Source organism: Frankia torreyi (assembly GCF_000948395.1).
In the GTDB taxonomy this organism is placed as follows: Bacteria; Actinomycetota; Actinomycetes; order Frankiales; family Frankiaceae; genus Frankia; species Frankia torreyi.
The window spans coordinates 64,667-82,473 of record NZ_JYFN01000002.1; the positions used below are offsets into that span (position 1 = coordinate 64,667).

The following is a 17,807-nucleotide window of genomic DNA, read 5'->3' on the forward strand; positions in this document are numbered from 1 at the left end:
CCCTTCGGGCCGGCCGGGAGCCCCACGGTCGTGGCGGGGGATGGGGCCCGACCTGGGTGTTTGCGTATCGCGATGGGTGGCGGCCGTCACTGGGGCGCTCCCCGCGTCGGTGAACCGGCGTTCACTATGCTGGTGAACGTCGGTTCACCGCAAGGTGGCCGAATCTGTTCCGATCATGTCCTGTCTCGATCAGTCAAGGAGTCACGTGGGCGAGCCTGCCGTGCATCCGGTCCGCGCCGTGTCCGCGGGGGAGGCCCCCGCGGGGGGACGTTCCCGGGAGCTCAGCGCCGTGCTGGGCGTCGGCGGCATCCTCACCGCGATCTCGCAGGTCTCGATCGTGCCGCTGCTGCCCGACCTGCCCCGGCTCACCGGCGCGTCGGCGTCGAACGTGAGCTGGCTACTCACCGTCACCCTGCTCGTCGGTGCCGTGGTCACGCCGCTGTTCGGCCGGGCGGGCGACATCTTCGGCAAGCGGCGGATGCTGCTGGTCGCGCTCGGGATGCTGACCACCGGGTCGGTCCTGTGCGCGCTGACGTCGAACATCTGGCTGCTGATCCCGGCCCGCGGACTGCAGGGAGCCTGCCTTGCGGTGGTGCCGCTGTCGATCAGCATCCTGCGCGACGAGCTCCCCCCCGAGCGGGTGGGGTCGGCGGTCGCGCTGATGAGCGCCACCGTCGGCATCGGCGCGGCGCTCGGCGTCCCGTTCGCCTCCCTGATCATCCAGTTCGCCGACTGGCACGTGATGTTCTGGGTCACCGGTGGGCTCGGCCTGGCCGATCTGATCCTCGCCGGGCTGCTCGTGCGCGAGTCGAAGGTCCGCGCCCCCGCCCGCTTCGACATCCCCGGCGCGGTCGGGCTGGCCCTCGGCCTGCTGTGCCTGCTGCTGGCGCTGTCCAAGGCGGCCGACTGGGGCTTCACCAGCCCGCGCTTCGGCGGACTGATCCTCGCCGCCGTGGTGATCTTCGTCGGCTGGGCCCGCTGGCAGTTGCGGGTCGCCGACCCGCTGGTCGACCTGCGTCTGGCGCGGCGGCCCGCGGTGCTCGCCCCGAACGCCGCGGCGCTGCTGATCGGCTTCTCGTTCTACGCCAACTCGCTGTCCACCGCCCAGCTCGTCCAGGTCCCGAAGGAGACCGGCTACGGCCTGGGCCTGTCGGTGTTCGCCAGCGGCCTGTGCCTGCTGCCCGGCGGCGTGGCGATGTTCGCTCTGTCGCCGGTCGCGGCGCGGATCACCGCCTCCCGCGGCCCACGGATCACTCTGCTGCTCGGCGCGTCCGCGCTCGTGTTCGGCTACCTGCTACGCATGTTCACCAGCGAGAATCTACCGATGATCGTGGTGGGTGCGGCGGTGGTCGCCGCCGGGACGGCGCTGGCCTACTCGGCCATGCCGATGCTGATTATGAACGCGGTTCCCCGCACCCAGACGGCCGCCGCCAACGGCCTCAACGTCCTGCTGCGCACGGTCGGGCAGGCGATGTGCAGCGCCGCCGTCGCCGCGCTGCTCAGCCACCTCACGATGACGACCTCCGGCGGGGCGGTGCCGAGCCTCGGCGCCTTCCAGACCGTCTTCGCGATGGCCGGCGTGGTGGGGGCGCTCGCTCTCGGGGTGGGCTGCCTCGTGCCTACCCGTGACCGGGTCGACACGGATGTGCCGGTGCAGCCCGGTGATCCGGCCCGGACCATGCACGCGGCTGGCGACGACGGTGGCCGGCTGGCGGAGTCCGTCTCGGCCGCGCCGACCCCGGTCACCACCACACGCTGACCACGTACCAGGATCCGGGCAGCGGGATCCGGGCAGCAGGGTCCCGGCGACGGCGCGAGCCGACACGGCCAGGGCTGCGTGGCCAGGGCTGCGTGGCCAGGGCTGCGTGGTGAGGATGCGGCAGCCGGGGAGGACCCGACGGTGCCGGGGCGGGCACGGTGCGGCGCCGGTGAGCGGTAGCGTGCAGGCTCGGGCGTCCCGGTTGGGGACGTCCGGCGCATCCCGGGACGGGCGGAGGAGCGGACCATGACGAGCCCTTCGACCACCACCCGCGGACGGCCGGCAGGGCCGGAGTCCAGCAGCCCTGCCGGGGCCGACTCCGCCCGCCCTGACACTGGCCGTTCGGATGCCGGCCAGCACGAGACGTCCCACTCCCATCCCGGCCGGGTCGCCCCGCAGTCCGCGGTCGCCGTCCTGGCTGGGTCCGATGCCGTCCCGGGTGGGGTCGCGCCGACGGGGGCGGCGGGCGGCGGGCGGGGCCGGATGCGGGGGGACGCCGAGGTCAGCCGCGAGGCGATCATCGCCGCGGCCCGCCGGGCGTTCGCCCGCCAGCCCTACGCCGCCATCACGCTCAAGGCGATCGCGGCGGACGCCGGGGTGAGTGCTCCGCTGGTGCTGAAGTACTTCGGCAGCAAGGAGCAGCTCTTCGCGCGGGTCGCCCGCTTCGGCGACGAGATCGACCAGTTGCTCGACGCGCCGCTGCCCGACCTCGGCCGCCACCTGCTGCACGCCCTGCTCGACGCGCACGAGCAGCGCCGCGATCCGCTCATCCGGGTCGCGTTCGCGCTCCAGCACGGCGAGCACGCGACCCTGCTGCGCGACAACTTCCGCGACCAGGTCGTCGCCCGGCTGCGCTCGCGTCTGACCGGCCCGGATGCGGCCCTGCGCGCCGAGCTCGTCCTCGCCCACCTGCTCGGCCTCGGTGTCCTGCGCAAGATCGTGCATACCGAGGCGATCAGCGCCGCCGAACGCGACCGGATCGTCGACCTGTGCGCGCCCGGCCTGCAACGCCTCCTCGACGGCAGCCCCTGACGATCTCCGCCTCGGCCTGACCGCCTCCGGCGCAATCAAGATAATCAACACTGTTGACAGCTCGCCGCCATCCATGATCACAAAAGATGGGCTGATCCTCAGCACCGGCGCCGGGCCGGCTCAGCCGCGGGCCGGCGCGTCGCGCGGGGGACGGTCTCCGGTGAGGTCGGCGTTCGGGGCGGCGGCGCGGACCAGGTCGGGGATGACCTCGCCGAGCGCGCCCGGTTCCCAGACGCCGTCGACGTCGACGGCCGGTCCGTTGGCCCATCCCTCCAGCACGGTGATCCGACCGCCGACGACCGCGAACACCCGCCCGGTCACGCCAGCCGACGCCTCGCTGCCCAGCCAGACCACCAGCGGCGCGATGTGCTCGGCGCTCATCCCCGCCGCCTGCGCCTCGGTTAGGTCGCCGGTGAGGCCCTCGGTCAGCCGGGTCAGTGCGAGCGGGGCGATCGCGTTCACCGTCACCCCGTAGCGGGCGAGCTCCAGCGCGGCGGTCACGGTGAACCCGGCGATGGCGGCCTTGGCGGCGCCGTAGTTCGTCTGGCCGATGTTGCCGAACAACCCCGACGGCGAGCTGGTGTTGACGACCCGGGCCGACCGTCCGCGCCCGGCCCGGTGCTCGTCGCGCCAGTAGACGCCCGCGTGGTGGGTCGGGGCGAAGGTGCCCTTGAGATGCACCCGCACGACCGCGTCCCACTCCGCCTCGGTCATGTTGACCAGGGTGCGGTCGCGCAGAATCCCGGCGTTGTTCACCAGGACGTCCAGCCCCCCGAACGCCTCGATCGCCTGGGCGACGAGGCGCCCGGCCCCGGCGAAGTCGGCGACGTCGTCGGTGTTCGCCACCGCCTGCCCGCCGGCCGCCCGGATCTGCTCGACCACGGCGGCCGCGGGCCCGCCGTCGCGGCCGCGGCCGGCCCGGTCACCGCCGACGTCGTTGACGACCACCCGGGCGCCCTCGGCGGCGAACGCCAGCGCGTGCGCCCGCCCGATCCCGTTGCCGGCCCCCGTGACGATGACCACCCGACCCGCGCACAGACCCCGCACGGGGCCACCCCCTGTCCTTCGCCCTCGGCGGATGTCCTTCACCCTCGGTGCCTCCGGCTCGGCGCCTCCAGGCGCCTGCGGTGCAACGGATCCGGCTACACCGGGTCGGCGGCGTGGGCGACGATCTCCTCGCCGAAGCGGCGCACGGTGTCCTCGGCCGCAGCCGGGTCGTCGCCGCAGACCGCGATCACGATCCAGTCCGCGCCGAGCTTGGCGTAGGTCGCGACGTCGTCGAGCATGGCCGCCGCGTCCCAGCCCTGCCGGACGTCGAGCTGCGGCCACATGCCGGTGGCCACCACGTCGACGGCGTCATGCGGGCGGCCCGCCGCGTCCAGCCGGGCCCGGACGTCGTCGACGACCCGGGTGAACCCGTCGACGCCGGGCACGGCCGCCGTGCGGATCGTGCGGGCCAGGGTGTCGTTCGTGAGCAGGGTGACGACCCCCTGCCCGTAGCGGACGGCCCGCTCCCGCCCCCACGCGCTGTTGCCGTGCAGCCACAGCGGCGGGTGCGGCTGCTGGACGACCCGTGGCTGGATGTTGGTACCGCGGGTCTGCAGCAGCCGGCCGCTGTGGGTCAGCCGCGGCTGCTCCCAGCTAGCGCGCAGCACGTCCACCGTCTCGTCGAACGCGGCGAGCCGCCCGTCGAAGTCGACGCCGAGCGCGCCGAACTCCGAGCGCAGGTAGCCCGCGCCGAGGGTCAGCGTCAGGCGCCCGGCGGACAGCGCGTCGAGCGTCGCCACCTGGTGGGCGGTCAGCAGCGGGCTGCGGTAGGGCGCCACCAGCGCCCAGGTGAACAGGCGGATGCGGCTGGTCACCGCCGCGCAGAAGGCCAACGACACCAGCGGGTCGGCGCTGCCCTCCCCGCCGGAGTCGACCCAGCGCGCCGACGGCGCGGGATGGTCGCTGAACCCGAGCGCGGCGAAACCCGACTCCTCCGCGGCCCGCGCGAAGCCGGTCACCGCGTCCGGGGTGAGGATCCGCGGCGACCAGGCGGGATCGGCCACGGCATGCTGGACGGCGAATCTCATCGGTTCTCCACACTCAAGGTCTCGGCACGCAAGGTCTCGGCACTCCGGGTCTCGGCCGGGCCAACCCAGGGATCGGGCAGGGGCGGCAGGGGGAGGGGCAACGCCGGCAGACCGTCGATGCTCGTGCCGTTGTACTCCTTGCGTTCGCAGTAGGCGGCGAACTCCTCGTCGGTCCGCCGACCGAAGTACTCCCGGTGCAGGCTTCGTTCCTCCCGGTACTCCAGGAACGGCACGGCGTAGCCGCAGCTGTCGCTGATCCGCTCGGCCGTCACGACGATGATCGACCGCAGCCCGCTGGGGTCGGCCGCCCGCGGGTCGAACCGGGCGAGCAGCGCGGCGAAGCGCGGGTCGTCACGGAACACCGGCTCGCCGCGCCCGTGCACCCGCACGATGGTCGGGGGTCCGCTGAACGCGCACCACATCAGCGTGATCCGGCCGTTCTCGCGCAGGTGCGCGAGGGTCTCCGCGTGGCTGCCACCGAAGTCCAGGTAGGCCAGGGTCCGCTCGTCGAGGATGATGAGCGTCCCGGCGCGGCCCTTGGGGGAGAGGTTGACGCTGCCCTGCGCGGACAGGGGCGCCGTCGCGACGAAGAAGACGACCTGGTCCTCGATGAACCGGCGTAGCCGGCCGTCGAGGCGTTCGTAGGTCTTTCCCATGGATAGGCAGTATCGGCCGCGTACCCGCCCGGCGCCCGTGCTTTCCCGCCCCTCCCTGTCCCTCCCTGTCCCGTCCCGTCCCGGGCCGGTGCGCCGGCCCGGGACGGCAGGCGGTCAGCGGGGCGGGCGGCGCCGGCCGTCGGGGCCGGCGCTGAGCTCGTCGTCGCCGAACTCGCAGACGCCGGCCGCCGCCAACGCGTCGATGTAGTAGTGCGGGAAGTGGTCGCTGATCGTGTACGGGAACAGCCGGCCCAGCGGCCGGACCTGGCCGAGCGGGAACGCTGCCAGCGCCCCGGCGAACCCGAGCGTGCTGAGCATCTGCCCCACCGGGCGGCCGGTGGTGTCGGTCCACCCGCCGCCGTAGCGCCACTCCCGGCCGATGTGCCGGTAGCGCCCGACGGTGGCCGGCGGCAGGTGGGGGACCGGATCCTGGCGGTAGACGAAGCGCGCGATCGGCGCCGGGTCGACCACCGCCGCGTAGGCCGCCGCGGTGCCGTCGCCGCCGATCATCGGCTGGCCGAAGGTGTAGACCGCGCGCAGCGCCCGGCGCAGCTCGGCGTACACCGGATCGGCCATGATCCGCAGCCCGAGGATGACCGCCATGGCCCCGCCGAGGCTGTGCCCGGTCAGGTACAGCGCCGGCGGCCGCGCCGACGCCCCCCGCCGTCTCCCGGCGCCGCCGGCGCGGGTCGTGCCGGCGGCGCCGGCGCGGAGACTGGCGTCGCCGTCGCCGTCGCCGTCGCCGTCGGTGTCGTAGATCGACCGGCCGGCCATCGCCCGCCTCAGGGTGCGCAGCACCTCGAACGCGGTGGCGCGCACGTTGCGGTGGAACCCGGCGTGCAGGTCGTCGACGGCCGTGCCCGCCAACCGGACGCGGGTGCGTTCGCGGGAGTGGACGTCCAGGTCGGTGCCCCAGTTGATGAGGTCCGACGGCTCGGTTCCGCGGTAGGCGACGATGACGACCCGGGCGTCGGCGCTCTGCACGACGAACGCCGTCGAGCGGATCAGCATCGCGTCGACCTGCTCGGCGATGATCCGGCACCGGCAGCCGGGCAGGCCCAGCCGGGTCATCGCCGCCGACACCGCGTTGATCCCCCGCGGCAGGTCCGGGTCGAGCAGCGTCGAGGCGGTCTCGGCGTAGGCGTAGCCGGCGCACGCCGCGAGGACGTGACTGGTCGGGTCGTCCGGATGCAGGTGGGTGTCGTCGAAGGCGGCGAGGTGGTCGACGAGATCGCGGTAGACCGGGAAGTGCTCGTCGAGCCGCGGCCGGTACGGGCGCAGGTCGACGAGGTCGAGGACCTGCGCGTTGCTCACCTGCACCGCCTGCTCACCTGCACCCCTTCTTCGTCGATCGCGGCCTTATACGGATCGATGTCGGAGGGTAACTCAACGTGCCCACCTCCGTCCCGTCCCGCGACCCGCCGCGCCGGTGGCCGGTGGCCGTAGGGTGGCGGGGATGGGGCGCGCTGCGCAGGAACCGGAGCGCCGGGCGCTGCTCGTGCGCCGGGCCGAGCTGACCGGGTCGACCGAGCTGACCGGGTCGGCCGGCGGCGGCGCAGCGGGGCCTGGCCGGCGCGTCCTGGCTGGCGCGCTCCCGCCGACGTGGGTCGCGGACGTGCGGATTCTCGGCGGACGGATCGTCGAGGTCAGCGCCGAGCCGCTGCGCCCGCGGGCGGGGGAGGACATCCTCGACGCCGACGGCGGCGCGCTGCTGCCGGGTCTGCACGATCATCATGTCCACCTGCTGTCGCTGGCGGCGTCGGCGTCGTCGGTGCGGGTGGGGCCGCCCGAGGTCGTCGACGCCGCAGGGCTGCGCGCGGCGCTGCGCGCGGCGCCGGGTACCGGTCCGGCGCGGTGGGTGCGCGCGGTCGGCTACCACCCGTCGGTGGCCGGTGACCTCGACCGGCGCACCCTCGACGCGCTGCTGCCCGACCGGCCGGTGCGGGTGCAGCACCGCGGCGGGGCCCTGTGGGTGTTCAACTCGCCGGCGCTACGCCTGGCCGGCATCGACGGCTGCGACCTGCCGGGCGTCGAACGCGACCCCACCGGGGCGCCCACCGGGCGACTGTGGCGGATGGACGGTTGGCTGCGCCGCCACGCCGCGCTGCCCCCGGTGGCCGTGGACCTCGCCGCCGTGGGCCGCGCCGCCGCTGCGGCGGGGATCACCGGGTTCACCGACGCGACCCCCGGCCGCACCGCCGAGCATCGCCGGACCCTCGCCGCGGCCGCCGCGACCGGCGAGCTGCCGCAGCGGCTGACCCTCATGCGCCCCGAACCGCAGCCCACTGCCGATGCGGACGCCCCGGCCGGACGGCGGGCCGGGGAGGGGACCGTCGGCGTGGCAGGCGTGGCAGGCGTGGCAGGCGGTGTCGGTGGTGGTGGTGGCGTTCGCGTCGTCGGCGGCCCGGTGAAGGTGATCCTCGACGACGACACCCTGCCCGACCTCGACACCCTCGCCGCCCGGTTCGCCGCCGCGCACCGCGCCGGCCACCCGGTGGCCGTGCACTGCGTGACCCGCGTCCAGACGGTGCTCACCCTCGCCGCGCTCGACCTCGCCGGCCCGCGCCGGGGCGATCGCCTCGAACATGGTGCCGTCATCCCCGGCGAGCTGTACGGGCAGGTGCGCCGCGCCGGGCTCGTCGTGGTCACCCAGCCCAACTTCGTCGCCGAGCGGGGCGACCGCTACCTCGTCGACGTCACCGACGAGGATCCGGCGGCGCTGTACCCGGCCGCCTCCCTCGTACGGGCCGGCATCGGGCTCGCCGCCGGCACCGACGCCCCGTTCGGCCATCCCGACCCGTGGCGGGCCGTCGCCGCCGCGGTGACCCGGCGCACCGCCGCCGGGATCGTCCTGGGCGCCGACGAACGCCTCGACGCCCCCGCGGCCCTCGCGCTGTTCCTCGGCGACCCGGCGGACCCGGCCCGCCCGCGCCGGGTACGCCCCGGCGCGCGCGCCGACCTCTGCCTGCTGCACCGCCCCCTGCGCGCGGCCCTGCGCGCGGCCCTGCGCGACCCGTCCGCGGCCCAGGTCCGCCAGACGATCGTCGACGGCGTCCCGGTGTACGGGTGAGGTCCAGGACCACCGAGTGCAGGTCAGCCGGTGCGCGACCGCCCGCGGGAGTCCGCCGGTGAGAGATTGCTTGCACGGCGGCCCCGTCGACGCCGCGGATGTGCACAGTGGCGGGATGGACCCCAGACGCGATCCCGAGCGGCTCAGCCTCGCCAGCTACCCGCTCAGTCACCCCGTCCAGGCGCGGTTCAGTGACCTCGACGGCAACGGTCACCTGAACAACGTCGCGCTGGCGTCCTTCTACGAGGACGCCCGCATCACGCTGGACTGGCGGATCTTCACCGACGGCAGGCCGGTGCCGTTCGAGAACTTCACCTTCGTCGTCGCCAACGTCTCCATCCACTACCTGGCCGAGGCGCGCTATCCCGCGACGTACGTCGTCGGCTGTGGGGTCGGCCGGATCGGCACCACCTCGTTCGTGCACAGCGCGGGGCTGTTCCGCGACGGCGTCTGCCTCGGCCTGTGCGACAGCATCCTGGTCCACCTCGTCGAGGGCGCGCCGACGGTCATCCCGCCCGATCGCCGCGCGCAGATGGAGGCCCTGGCGTTCCCGGTGCGCGCGGGTGGCCCGCCGACCGAGCCCGACGCCGAGACCGTCGGGATCCCGGACCAGCCGGCGCAGACCGGCTCCGGTCTGGTCGGCTCCGAGCCCGACCGCCGCTAGGCCCTGCCCTTCGCGTGTGTGGGAGGCGTGGGCGACGGCTCGTGCGTCGGCGGCGGCTGCGTCGGCGGCGGCTGCGTGGGAGAGCGCCTCCATGGTTCTTCCACAGGGTTCGGCGTCCGATTTATCCCTGCGGAAGAGACGGGTGGCGTCGCTCCCGTGCACACCGCCTCGCGGGCCGGGGGTCCGCGCCCGCTGCCAGGACTTCCGCCCGCCGGCGGCGCACCGGAACCTCCCTGTCGATATCAAGATAATCAACGGTGTTGACAGCGCGGCGCGCCAAAATGATCATTCGGGTCGGGAGCCGACACGGGCCCCGGCCAGGCGGACCGACAGTCAGCCGGGCGAGCCGGGGGTGAGCGGCCAGCCGGGCAGGTTACGCACGATCATCCAGACCAGCGCCGCGCCGCCGAGCCCGTAGGCCAGCGGCGCGGGCAGGGGGGCGTACCGGTCGTCGCGCACCGCCCGGGCCTGGCGGGCGAGCAGGCCGGCGAGCAGCGGGGCGCAGGCCAGCACGAACACGTTGTCGTGGCCGGCCGCCGCCCACCGTCCATGCAGCACGTCGTAGGTGGCGCGCAGGGTTCCGCAGGCCGGGCAGTCCAGGCCGGTGACCCGGTGTATGGGGCAGCCGGGCATCGCCGTCGACGGGTCGTGCGGATCGTGGCCCGCCAGGTAGGTCAGGCCGGCCACGGCCGCCGCGGCGACGCCCCAGACCGCGGCGCGGCGCCGGCCCGATCGGGTGGCCGCCGGCCCGGTCGCCGCCGCTGCGGGCGGTTGTGCTGTGGGCGGCCGCGTCGGGGAAAGGGAAGGCGGGGCGGGCGGGTTCGGGGGCGGGAGCGGTCCCGCCGGATCCGCCGGCGACCCGGATGGGGCGTCGGCGGGATCCGTGGACGGGGGCGGCTCAGTCACGCAACGGCCGGCCGTGCCGGTCGCGGACGTTGCCCGTCAGCATCATCACGCCGTCGATCAACGCCCAGACGCCCAGCCCGCCGCAGGTGAACAGCTGCGCCAGCGCGATGCCGGTGTTGCCGAGGTACCAGCGGCCGGCGCCGACCGTGCCGAGCAGGATCTGCAGCAGTCCGGCGGTCAGCTTCTGCTTGTCCGAGTAGGCCTCCCCGGTCAACGGGTGCCGGCCGAACGGGGCGGAAGGGTCGTAGGGCGCCGCACCGCCGTACCCGGGCGGCGGACCGTACCCGGGCGGCGGTCCGTAGCCCATCGGCCCGGGGTAGCCAGGCTGGCCCTGGTAGCCGGGCTGGTTCGGGTAGCCGGGCTGGCCCTGGTAGCCAGGCTGGCCCTCGTAGCCAGGTTGACCCTCATAGCCGGGCTGGCCGGGGAAGCCGGGGGGCGGGCCCGGGTAGCTGTCCTGGCTCGGGTAGCCCTGCTGGCTCGGGTAGCCCTGCTGGTAGCCGGGGGGCGGCTGCTCGGGGTATCCGGGCTGGCCCTGGGCCGCGGGCTTCTGGTCGGGGTGCTCGGGCTGCCCCTGGTAGCCGGGCGGCTGGTCCTGCGGTTGCCATGGCGAGGTCATCTGTGCTCCCAGGGTGTGCGGGTCCGGCTCCCCGGCCGGGCGCCGCGCCCGGTCCGTCCGAGGCCGGCCGGCCCTGGTCGGCGGCTCGCCCGGGGACGCGCCGGCGCGGTGATTGCGGCGATGCTACCGAGATCGCCCCGGCGCGCGACCACCGTTTGCCTCCCGCCGCTGTCCGGTGCGCGACCTGCAGCCCGCCGCCGGCCGCCGGGCGCGGCGCCCGGCGCGGACCCCCTCCCGATGGAGGTGAGCTGTAGGTCTTTCGTGGTCCCTGGATGGCCCATCCGTGGTGGAACCATCGGGTTGTCCTGTCGTCGGCGATGCGTCCCCGACTGGTCACCATCGGTTTCCGTGGTTCTGGTGCGGCAGGCTGACCTGCGGTTCTCTTTCTCGTTCGGGGGTCAACCCCGCCGACTCGTGACCTGTTTGTCGTCCCGTTTCGGATATTCGGGGGTGGCTGACCTGCACGGCACCGGCCGGACGGGCCAACAATCCCCGATCCCAGGGACAAGCGGCTCGATTTCCGTTACACGATCCCCGGTTGTCTTCTACAGTTCAGCGCGGGTTCCCGAAGCCGTCGGCGTCGCAGGCGCGACCCGGCGACGCAGGCGTGCCCCGTCGCGCCCGCGCAGCCGGCCGGCGGGAGCTCGGACCGGAAGGCTGAGGTGGCTGGCGATGCGACACGGGCACGGCGACGGCGCCGCCGGCGGGCGAGCCGGAGCCGAGTTCGACCTGGCGGCGATGGAGATTCTGGAGCCGCTGGCCGAGAAGTACGGGCTTTTCCTCGCCAAACGGACCTGCTGGCATGTCCAGTTCCGGGGTGGCCGGCGAATGTTCGACGTCGCCTGCGATCCGTGGACGTCCTGGGCGCTCGGAGCCAGGGTCGGGATATGGTCGGCCGATTCCGCGCCGGCCGTCGGCGGCGTGCCGGCCCCCCGGCCACGCGCGCTCAGCGTCCAGGACATTCTGCACACGGTTTACGGAATGCGGGAGAACGCCTGGCCGTGGATCGCGGCGACCCCGGCCGAGCTGCGCGCGATTCTGCTGACCCTCGCCGGACTCGTCGACCGGTACTGCGGGGAGCTGTTACTCGACGACGACGCCTTCGCCCGGGCCGAGGCCGCGGTCAACCGGGCGACCGCCGAGCGGGAGGCGTTCCTGCGCCAGTTCGAGGACCGCTGAGGGTGCTTCCCCGCTCCCGGCCGAGGGTCGCCCTGCCCGGCCGGTGAGGTCGCGCGTGCAGGGCGAGTTCTCGCGTGCAGGGCACGGCCCTGATCCGGGACGGATGTCCACCGAGGGTGGTCCGAACGTCCCCCGGGTAGGCAACCTCTGGCGGTCGTGAGATCGCCGACGGACGGCGAGCATGACGAAGGAGAACCATCGAACGCCTGTGTTCGACTGTTCGACGGTGGAACGGGGCGTCGACCGTCAGGATCGTGAGACTTTCACGCAACCCCGGGAGAGGCCATGACCGTCCAGTATGTGCGGGATGCCCTGCCCGGCGAAGGGGCCGGCGACAGCCGCAACGCCGGTAGCCCGTCGCCGCCCGGCACCTCGTCGGCCGGCACCTCGTCGCCGGGCACCTCCCCGGCCGGAACCGGGCCGGGCGGAACCAGGCCGGGCGGCGAGACGGCGTCGACCGGGCCGGCGTCCCTCGCCGGCGCGTCCGTGCCGCCTCGACTACCGGCCCCGTCGTTCGCCGAGCTCGCCGCGGCCGAGACCCGCGAGACGCACAGCGCCGTGCTCTACCTGACCGCCGACCGGGTCTACAAGCGCAAGAAACCCGTCGACCTGGGGTTCCTCGACTTCACCGAACGGCGGACCCGGGAGGCGGTGTGCCTGGCGGAGGTGGCGCTCAACCGCCGCCTCGCCCCCGACGTCTACCTCGGCGTCGCCGACCTGTGCGACGACTCCGGCGAGGTGATCGACCATCTCGTCGTCATGCGGCGGATGCCGACCAGCCGCCGGCTGTCGACCCTGGTGCGCCGCGGCCACCTGCTCGGCCCGGCGCTGCGCTCGGTCGCCCGGGCGCTGGCGGTGTTCCACCAGCGGTGCGAGACCTCCCCGCTGATCGCCACCGCGGGGGAGCAGGCCACCCTGGAGGACCTGTGGCGGGAGGGGATGGCCGGCATCGCCGCCTACCGCGGCACCCAGCTCGACGCGGCGGTCGTCGACGACATCGGCCGCCTGGCGCTGCGCTACCTCGCCGGACGCGCCGAGCTGCTCGCCGAACGCACCCGGGCCGGCTGGATCCGCGACGGGCACGGCGACCTGCTCGCCGACGACATCTTCTGCCTCGACGACGGCCCCCGCATCCTCGACTGCATCGAGTTCGATCCGCGGCTGCGCTTCGGTGACGTCCTCGGCGACGTCGCCTTCCTCGCCATGGACCTGGAGCGTCTCGGCGCCCCGGAGGAGGCCGCCGAGTTCCTGGAGGCCTACCGCGAGTTCAGCGGCGAGGTACATCCCCGGTCACTGCAGCACTTCTACGTCGCCTACCGGGCGTTCGTGCGGGCGAAGGTGGCCTGCATCCGCGGCGGCCAGGGGGACCCCGACGCCGCGGAGAACGCCCGCAGGCTGCTCGCCGTCGCCCACCGCCACCTGCGCGCCGGCCGCGTCCGGCTGGTCGTCGTCGGCGGGCTGCCCGGCACCGGCAAGACGACGCTGGCCAGCCGGCTCGCCGAGGTCGGCGACGGCTGGGTCCTGCTGCGCTCCGACATCATCCGCCAGGAGCTGGTGGGCAAGCCGCCCGCCGAGGCCCCGCCCCAGCAGCACACTGATGGCGCCTCGCCGTCGGCCGACGGCGAGGCGGTGGGGTTCGACGCGGCGGGGTTCGACGCCCAGTTCGGCGTCGGCCGCTACGCCCCGGAGATCACCGACGCGACCTACGCCGAGATGCTGCGCCGGGCCCGGGCGGCGCTGTGCCGGGGGGAGAGCGTCGTGCTCGACGCCTCCTGGTCCAGCGCGCGCCACCGCGCCGCCGCCGCCACCCTCGCCGCCGACGTCTACGCGGACCTGGTGGAGCTGCACTGCGTGACCGCACCCGAGGTCGCCGCGGCGCGCATCGCCCGGCGCATGGCCGCCGGCCCCGACCCGTCCGAGGCCACGGTGGCCATCCACCGGGCGATGGCCGCGCGCGCCGACCCGTGGCCGTCGGCCGCGGTGATCCGCACCGCCGTCACCGTCGCCGAGGCGTTGCAGGCCGTCCAGAGCCATCTCGACTGACCGGCCGCGCCGGGAACCGTTGCAATGTGACCTCACCGGTGAAGGACAGCGCCGGGCGGACACGCCCGCCGGCTCGGCCGCCGCCGCGACGTACGGCCTCGGGGTGACCGACATGAAGGCGCTGAGCATCCTGCTGCACGACGGGCGCGAGGTCGTTGTCACGGTGGACCTCGCCGGGCTGGCCGCTCGCGAGAACGTCTGTCTCAGCATCGGCGCCAGGGACAGTCCCGCGCACGACCTGCGCCGACGACCGTGACGCACCCAGCGGCACCGCGCCGCGATCCGACGCCGTCGCCGGCGCGCCGGCCGGGGTCAGGACCGGACGGGTCGGTGGAGGGGCGGCGCCGGCGGGGCGCTACTTGTCGATGCGGGTCGCGTAGACGGCGGCCTGGGTGCGGCTGGACAGCTCCAGCTTCTCCAGGATCGCCGAGACGTAGTTCTTGACCGTCTTCTCCGACAGGTGGATCCGCCCGGCGATCTGCCGGTTGGTCAGACCCTCCGCGATGAGGACGAGGATCTGGCGCTCCCGCTCGCCCAGCGCCGCGAGCTTGCGGTCCTCCGCCGGACCCTCCCGCAGCCGGGTCAGCACCCGCTGGGTGACCGCCGGATCGAGCAGGGAGCGGCCGGCGGCGATCGTGCGGATCGCCCCGACCAGGTCCGTGCCCTTGATCTGCTTGAGCAGGTAGCCGGCGGCCCCGGCCATGATCGCGGCGAACAATGCGTCGTCGTCGTCGTAGGAGGTGAGGATCAGGCAGCCGATATCGGGATGCGCCGAGCGCAGGTCACGGCAGACGTCGATGCCGTTGCCGTCCTCCAGCCGCGCGTCGAGCACCGCCACGTTCGGTCTGGTGGCGGGGATCCGGCGCAGCGCCTCGGCCGCGGTGGACGCCTCGCCGACGACGTCGACGTCACCGGTCTCGGAGAGCATCTCCCGAATTCCCCGGCGGACGATCTCGTGGTCATCCAGGAGGAAGACCCGTACGGTACTCACAGGGTGACGATACCGCTCGGGTCGCGCGCCCCGGCCCGGATCGCGAGGTGACCCCGGTCGAAGGGGCCCGACGGTGTACCCGGTCAGAGCCGGTCGACGGCGGTCACCCGGACCATCGCCACCCCGGCCTCGTCGGAGGCGGCGAGGTCGATCTCCGCGCTGATCCCCCAGTCGTGGTCCCCGGCCGGATCGTCGAAGATCTGCCGCGCCGTCCACACCCCGGGCCGCTCGTCGAGCAGCAGCAACCCCGGCCCGCGCGCGTCCGGGCCGGTGCCGATCTCGTCGTGCTCGGCATAGTAGCCGGCCAGCGCCCGCTCCCAACCCGCCGCGTCGAACACCGGACCGTCCCCCGCGGCCACCCCAGCCCCGGGGCCGACTCCCGCCCCGAGGCCGACTCCCGCCCCGAGGCCGACTCCCGCCCCGAGGCCGGCTCCGGCCCCCGGGCCGTCGAGCTCGCCGAGCAGGTCGTAGCGGCGCAGCGCGGCCAGCTCCACCCGGCGGAACAACGCGTTGCGGACCAGCACCCGAAACGCCCGGAGGTTGCCCGTCACCGCCGGCGGCCGCTCGTCGACCGCCCCCGCCCCGGCCCCGGCGGCCGCGTCGGGATCGGGGTTGCTCAGCCGCTCCCACTCGTCGAGCAGGCTGGAGTCGGTCTGGCGCACCAGCTCCCCGAGCCACTCGGTGAGGTCGATGACCTCGTCGGTGCGCGCGTCCTCCGGCACCGTCTGGCGCAGTGCCTTGTAGGCGTCGGCGAAGTAGCGCAGCAGCAGCCCCTCGGAGCGGGCCAGCCCGTAGAACGCCACGTACTCGGCGAACGTCATCGCCCGCTCATACAGCTCCCGGGCCACCGACTTCGGTGCCAGCTCGTAGTCGTCGACCCAGGGATGACCCCGCCGGTACGTCGCGAACGCCGCGGCGAGCAGCTCACCCAACGGCTGCGGATAGGTCACCTCCTCCAGCAGCTCCATCCGCCGGTCGTACTCGATCCCCTCGGCCTTCATCGCCGCCACCGCCTCCCCCCGAGCCTTGGTCAGCTGCGCGTGCAGCACCTGGCGGGGGTTGTCCAACGTCGCCTCCAGCACCGACAGCACGTCGAGGGCGTACGTCGGCGACGCCGGGTCGAGCAGTTCGAGCGCGGCCAGCGCGAACGGCGACAGCGGCTGGTTGAGCGCGAAGTCGAGCTGCAGATCCCCGGTCACCCGCACGTTGCGGCCCAGCTCGTCGGGGGAGTCGAGCTTCTCCACCACGCCGGCGGCCAGCAGCGCCCGGTAGATCGCGATCGCCCGGTGGATCAGCCGGCGCTGCGTCGGGAGATCCGAATGGTTGTCGGTGAGCAGGTGACGCATCGACGCGAACGCGTCCCCGGGCCGGTTGACGACGTTGAGCAGCATCGCGTGCGTCACCGTGAACTGCGACGTCAACGGCTCCGGCTCGGCGGCCACCAGCCGGTCGAACGTCGGCTCCCCGTAGCCGACGGTGCCCTCCGGCGGCTTCTTGCGCACCACCTTGCGCCGCTTCTTCGGGTCGTCGCCGGCCTTCGCCAACGCCCGCATGTTCTCCACCACATGATCGGGAGCCTGCACGACGACGTTGCCCACCGAGTCGTACCCGGCCCGCCCGGCCCGCCCGGCGATCTGGTGGAACTCCCGCGCCGAGAGCAGCCGTACCCGCGTCCCGTCGTACTTCGACAGCGACGTGAACACCACCGTGCGGATCGGCACGTTGATCCCCACCCCGAGCGTGTCCGTCCCGCAGATCACCTTCAACAGCCCCGCCTGCGCGAGCTGCTCGACCAGGCGGCGGTACTTCGGCAGCATCCCCGCGTGGTGCACCCCGATGCCGTGGCGCACCAGCCGGGACAGCACCTTGCCGAACCCGGCGGCGAACCGGAAGTTCCCGATCGTCGCCGCGATCTGGTCCTTCTCCGCCCGCGACGACACGTTCACGCTCATCAGCGCCTGCGCCCGTTCCAACGCCTGCGCCTGGGTGAAGTGCACGACGTACACCGGCGCCTGATGGGTCTCCAGCAGCTCACCGATCGTCTCGTGCAGCGGGGTCGTGACGAACCGGTAGAACAACGGCACCGGCCGCTGCGCCGAGCGGACCACCGCCGTCGGCCGCCCGGTGCGCCGCGTCAGATCCGCCTCGAACATCGACACGTCGCCGAGCGTCGCCGACATCAGCACGAACTGGGTGCGCGGCAGCTCCAGCAGCGGCACCTGCCACGCCCACCCCCGCTCCGGATCGGCGTAGTAGTGGAACTCGTCCATGACGACCTGACCGACGTCGGCGGCCACCCCGTCGCGCAGCGCGATGTTCGCCAGCACCTCCGCCGTGCAGCAGACGATCGGCGCGGTGTCGTTGACGGAGGCGTCACCCGTCATCATCCCGACGTTCGCCGCCCCGAACATCGCGCACAGCGCGAAGAACTTCTCCGACACCAGCGCCTTGATCGGCGCGGTGTAGAACGTCCGCCGCCGGGCGGCCAGCGCCGCGAAGTGCGCCCCGGCCGCCACCAGGCTCTTCCCCGACCCCGTCGGCGTCGCCAGGATGACGTTCGACCCGGAGACGATCTCGATGAGCGCCTCGGACTGGGCGGGATAGAGTTCCAGGCCCTGCTCGGCGACCCAGGCGGTGAAGGCGTCGTACAGGGTGTCCGGATCCGGCTCGCCGGGTACATCGTCGGCGGCGCCGGCCACCGGATACGAGGACGCGGGAAGGTGGTCGGTGAGTGTCATGGTCCCTCGATCGTGCCTGACGCGCGCCGCCGCCGACCGGCGGGCACACCCCCGTCTACTGTTGGGGCGGACCCGAAC

15 protein-coding genes are annotated in these 17,807 nt (G+C 74.0%); 7 read left to right on the forward strand and 8 right to left on the reverse strand.

Annotation, left to right across the window (positions count from 1 at the left end; translation table 11 throughout):
* Positions 1 to 205 precede the first annotated feature (205 nt).
* Positions 206 to 1,759 carry an MFS transporter gene (locus tag FF36_RS01470; protein WP_052680889.1) on the forward strand — a complete coding sequence of 518 codons (1,554 nt, stop codon included), beginning with the start codon at positions 206 to 208 and terminating at the stop codon, positions 1,757 to 1,759.
* 246 nt (positions 1,760 to 2,005) lie between these two features.
* Positions 2,006 to 2,791: a TetR/AcrR family transcriptional regulator gene (locus FF36_RS01475; protein WP_236705905.1), complete on the forward strand. Its 786-nt coding sequence runs from the start codon at positions 2,006 to 2,008 to the stop codon at positions 2,789 to 2,791.
* A 120-nt stretch (positions 2,792 to 2,911) separates the two neighbouring features.
* On the opposite strand, the gene FF36_RS01480 is transcribed toward FF36_RS01475, so the two are convergent.
* The 4 genes from FF36_RS01480 to FF36_RS01495 all read right to left on the reverse strand — a co-directional run bounded on the left by FF36_RS01480 (position 2,912) and on the right by FF36_RS01495 (position 6,836).
* Positions 2,912 to 3,838 carry an SDR family oxidoreductase gene (locus FF36_RS01480; protein ID WP_044883111.1) on the reverse strand — a complete coding sequence of 309 codons (927 nt, stop codon included), beginning with the start codon at positions 3,836 to 3,838 and terminating at the stop codon, positions 2,912 to 2,914.
* 95 nt (positions 3,839 to 3,933) lie between these two features.
* Positions 3,934 to 4,866 (reverse strand): LLM class F420-dependent oxidoreductase, encoded by a 933-nt coding sequence (locus FF36_RS01485; RefSeq protein ID WP_044883112.1) that lies wholly within the window; start codon positions 4,864 to 4,866, stop codon positions 3,934 to 3,936.
* Complete coding sequence (locus tag FF36_RS01490; protein ID WP_052680890.1) at positions 4,863 to 5,522, reverse strand: pyridoxamine 5'-phosphate oxidase family protein; 660 nt, start codon at positions 5,520 to 5,522, stop codon at positions 4,863 to 4,865. Before FF36_RS01490 ends, FF36_RS01485 begins: the two co-directional genes overlap by 4 nt.
* 114 nt (positions 5,523 to 5,636) lie before the next feature.
* Positions 5,637 to 6,836 carry a lipase family protein gene (locus FF36_RS01495; protein ID WP_128423239.1) on the reverse strand — a complete coding sequence of 400 codons (1,200 nt, stop codon included), beginning with the start codon at positions 6,834 to 6,836 and terminating at the stop codon, positions 5,637 to 5,639.
* A 142-nt stretch (positions 6,837 to 6,978) separates the two neighbouring features.
* Between FF36_RS01495 and FF36_RS35820 the strand changes: the two genes are divergently transcribed.
* Positions 6,979 to 8,592 carry an amidohydrolase family protein gene (locus FF36_RS35820; protein ID WP_044883114.1) on the forward strand — a complete coding sequence of 538 codons (1,614 nt, stop codon included), beginning with the start codon at positions 6,979 to 6,981 and terminating at the stop codon, positions 8,590 to 8,592.
* A 58-nt stretch (positions 8,593 to 8,650) separates the two neighbouring features.
* The gene (locus FF36_RS01505; RefSeq protein WP_242417945.1) at positions 8,651 to 9,256 is read left to right on the forward strand and encodes an acyl-CoA thioesterase; all 606 of its coding nucleotides are present in this window, start codon (positions 8,651 to 8,653) and stop codon (positions 9,254 to 9,256) included.
* Positions 9,257 to 9,589: 333 nt separating this feature from the next.
* Here the strand turns inward: FF36_RS01505 and FF36_RS01510 are convergent, their stop codons facing one another.
* Positions 9,590 to 10,162, reverse strand: a complete 573-nt coding sequence (locus FF36_RS01510; protein WP_236705906.1) for a DUF2752 domain-containing protein — start codon at positions 10,160 to 10,162, stop codon at positions 9,590 to 9,592.
* A complete protein-coding gene (locus tag FF36_RS01515; protein WP_044883117.1) occupies positions 10,155 to 10,778 on the reverse strand; it encodes a TM2 domain-containing protein in 624 nt (207 codons plus the stop codon). The genes FF36_RS01510 and FF36_RS01515 overlap by 8 nt, the downstream gene beginning before the upstream one ends.
* Positions 10,779 to 11,450: 672 nt before the next feature.
* On the opposite strand from FF36_RS01515, the gene FF36_RS01520 reads away from it, so the two are divergent.
* The 3 genes from FF36_RS01520 to FF36_RS35300 all read left to right on the forward strand — a co-directional run bounded on the left by FF36_RS01520 (position 11,451) and on the right by FF36_RS35300 (position 14,256).
* The gene (locus FF36_RS01520; RefSeq protein ID WP_044883118.1) at positions 11,451 to 11,957 is read left to right on the forward strand and encodes a hypothetical protein; all 507 of its coding nucleotides are present in this window, start codon (positions 11,451 to 11,453) and stop codon (positions 11,955 to 11,957) included.
* Between the two features lie 285 nt (positions 11,958 to 12,242).
* Positions 12,243 to 14,000, forward strand: a complete 1,758-nt coding sequence (locus tag FF36_RS01525) for a bifunctional aminoglycoside phosphotransferase/ATP-binding protein (protein ID WP_052680891.1) — start codon at positions 12,243 to 12,245, stop codon at positions 13,998 to 14,000.
* Between the two features lie 112 nt (positions 14,001 to 14,112).
* A complete protein-coding gene (locus tag FF36_RS35300) occupies positions 14,113 to 14,256 on the forward strand; it encodes a hypothetical protein (protein ID WP_157871691.1) in 144 nt (47 codons plus the stop codon).
* Positions 14,257 to 14,355: 99 nt separating this feature from the next.
* Here FF36_RS35300 and FF36_RS01535 read toward each other — a convergent pair whose 3' ends face one another.
* Together FF36_RS01535 and FF36_RS01540 are read right to left on the reverse strand one after the other, a co-directional pair.
* Positions 14,356 to 14,991, reverse strand: coding sequence for a response regulator (locus tag FF36_RS01535; RefSeq protein ID WP_009738617.1), 636 nt, complete (start codon positions 14,989 to 14,991; stop codon positions 14,356 to 14,358).
* Between the two features lie 83 nt (positions 14,992 to 15,074).
* The gene (locus FF36_RS01540; protein WP_082121587.1) at positions 15,075 to 17,729 is read right to left on the reverse strand and encodes a DEAD/DEAH box helicase; all 2,655 of its coding nucleotides are present in this window, start codon (positions 17,727 to 17,729) and stop codon (positions 15,075 to 15,077) included.
* Positions 17,730 to 17,807: the final 78 nt, after the last annotated feature.

Excerpts from the sequence above, each read along its gene's own strand:
- FF36_RS35820 (WP_044883114.1), top strand. The coding sequence starts at position 6,979 with ATGGGGCGCGCTGCGCAGGAACCGGAGCGCCGGGCGCTGCTCGTGCGC.
- FF36_RS01485 (WP_044883112.1), bottom strand. The coding sequence starts at position 4,866 with ATGAGATTCGCCGTCCAGCATGCCGTGGCCGATCCCGCCTGGTCGCCG.
- FF36_RS01525 (WP_052680891.1), top strand. The coding sequence starts at position 12,243 with ATGACCGTCCAGTATGTGCGGGATGCCCTGCCCGGCGAAGGGGCCGGC.
- FF36_RS01490 (WP_052680890.1), bottom strand. The coding sequence starts at position 5,522 with ATGGGAAAGACCTACGAACGCCTCGACGGCCGGCTACGCCGGTTCATC.
- FF36_RS35300 (WP_157871691.1), top strand. The coding sequence starts at position 14,113 with ATGAAGGCGCTGAGCATCCTGCTGCACGACGGGCGCGAGGTCGTTGTC.
- FF36_RS01520 (WP_044883118.1), top strand. The coding sequence starts at position 11,451 with ATGCGACACGGGCACGGCGACGGCGCCGCCGGCGGGCGAGCCGGAGCC.
- FF36_RS01475 (WP_236705905.1), top strand. The coding sequence starts at position 2,006 with ATGACGAGCCCTTCGACCACCACCCGCGGACGGCCGGCAGGGCCGGAG.
- FF36_RS01515 (WP_044883117.1), bottom strand. The coding sequence starts at position 10,778 with ATGACCTCGCCATGGCAACCGCAGGACCAGCCGCCCGGCTACCAGGGG.
- FF36_RS01540 (WP_082121587.1), bottom strand. The coding sequence starts at position 17,729 with ATGACACTCACCGACCACCTTCCCGCGTCCTCGTATCCGGTGGCCGGC.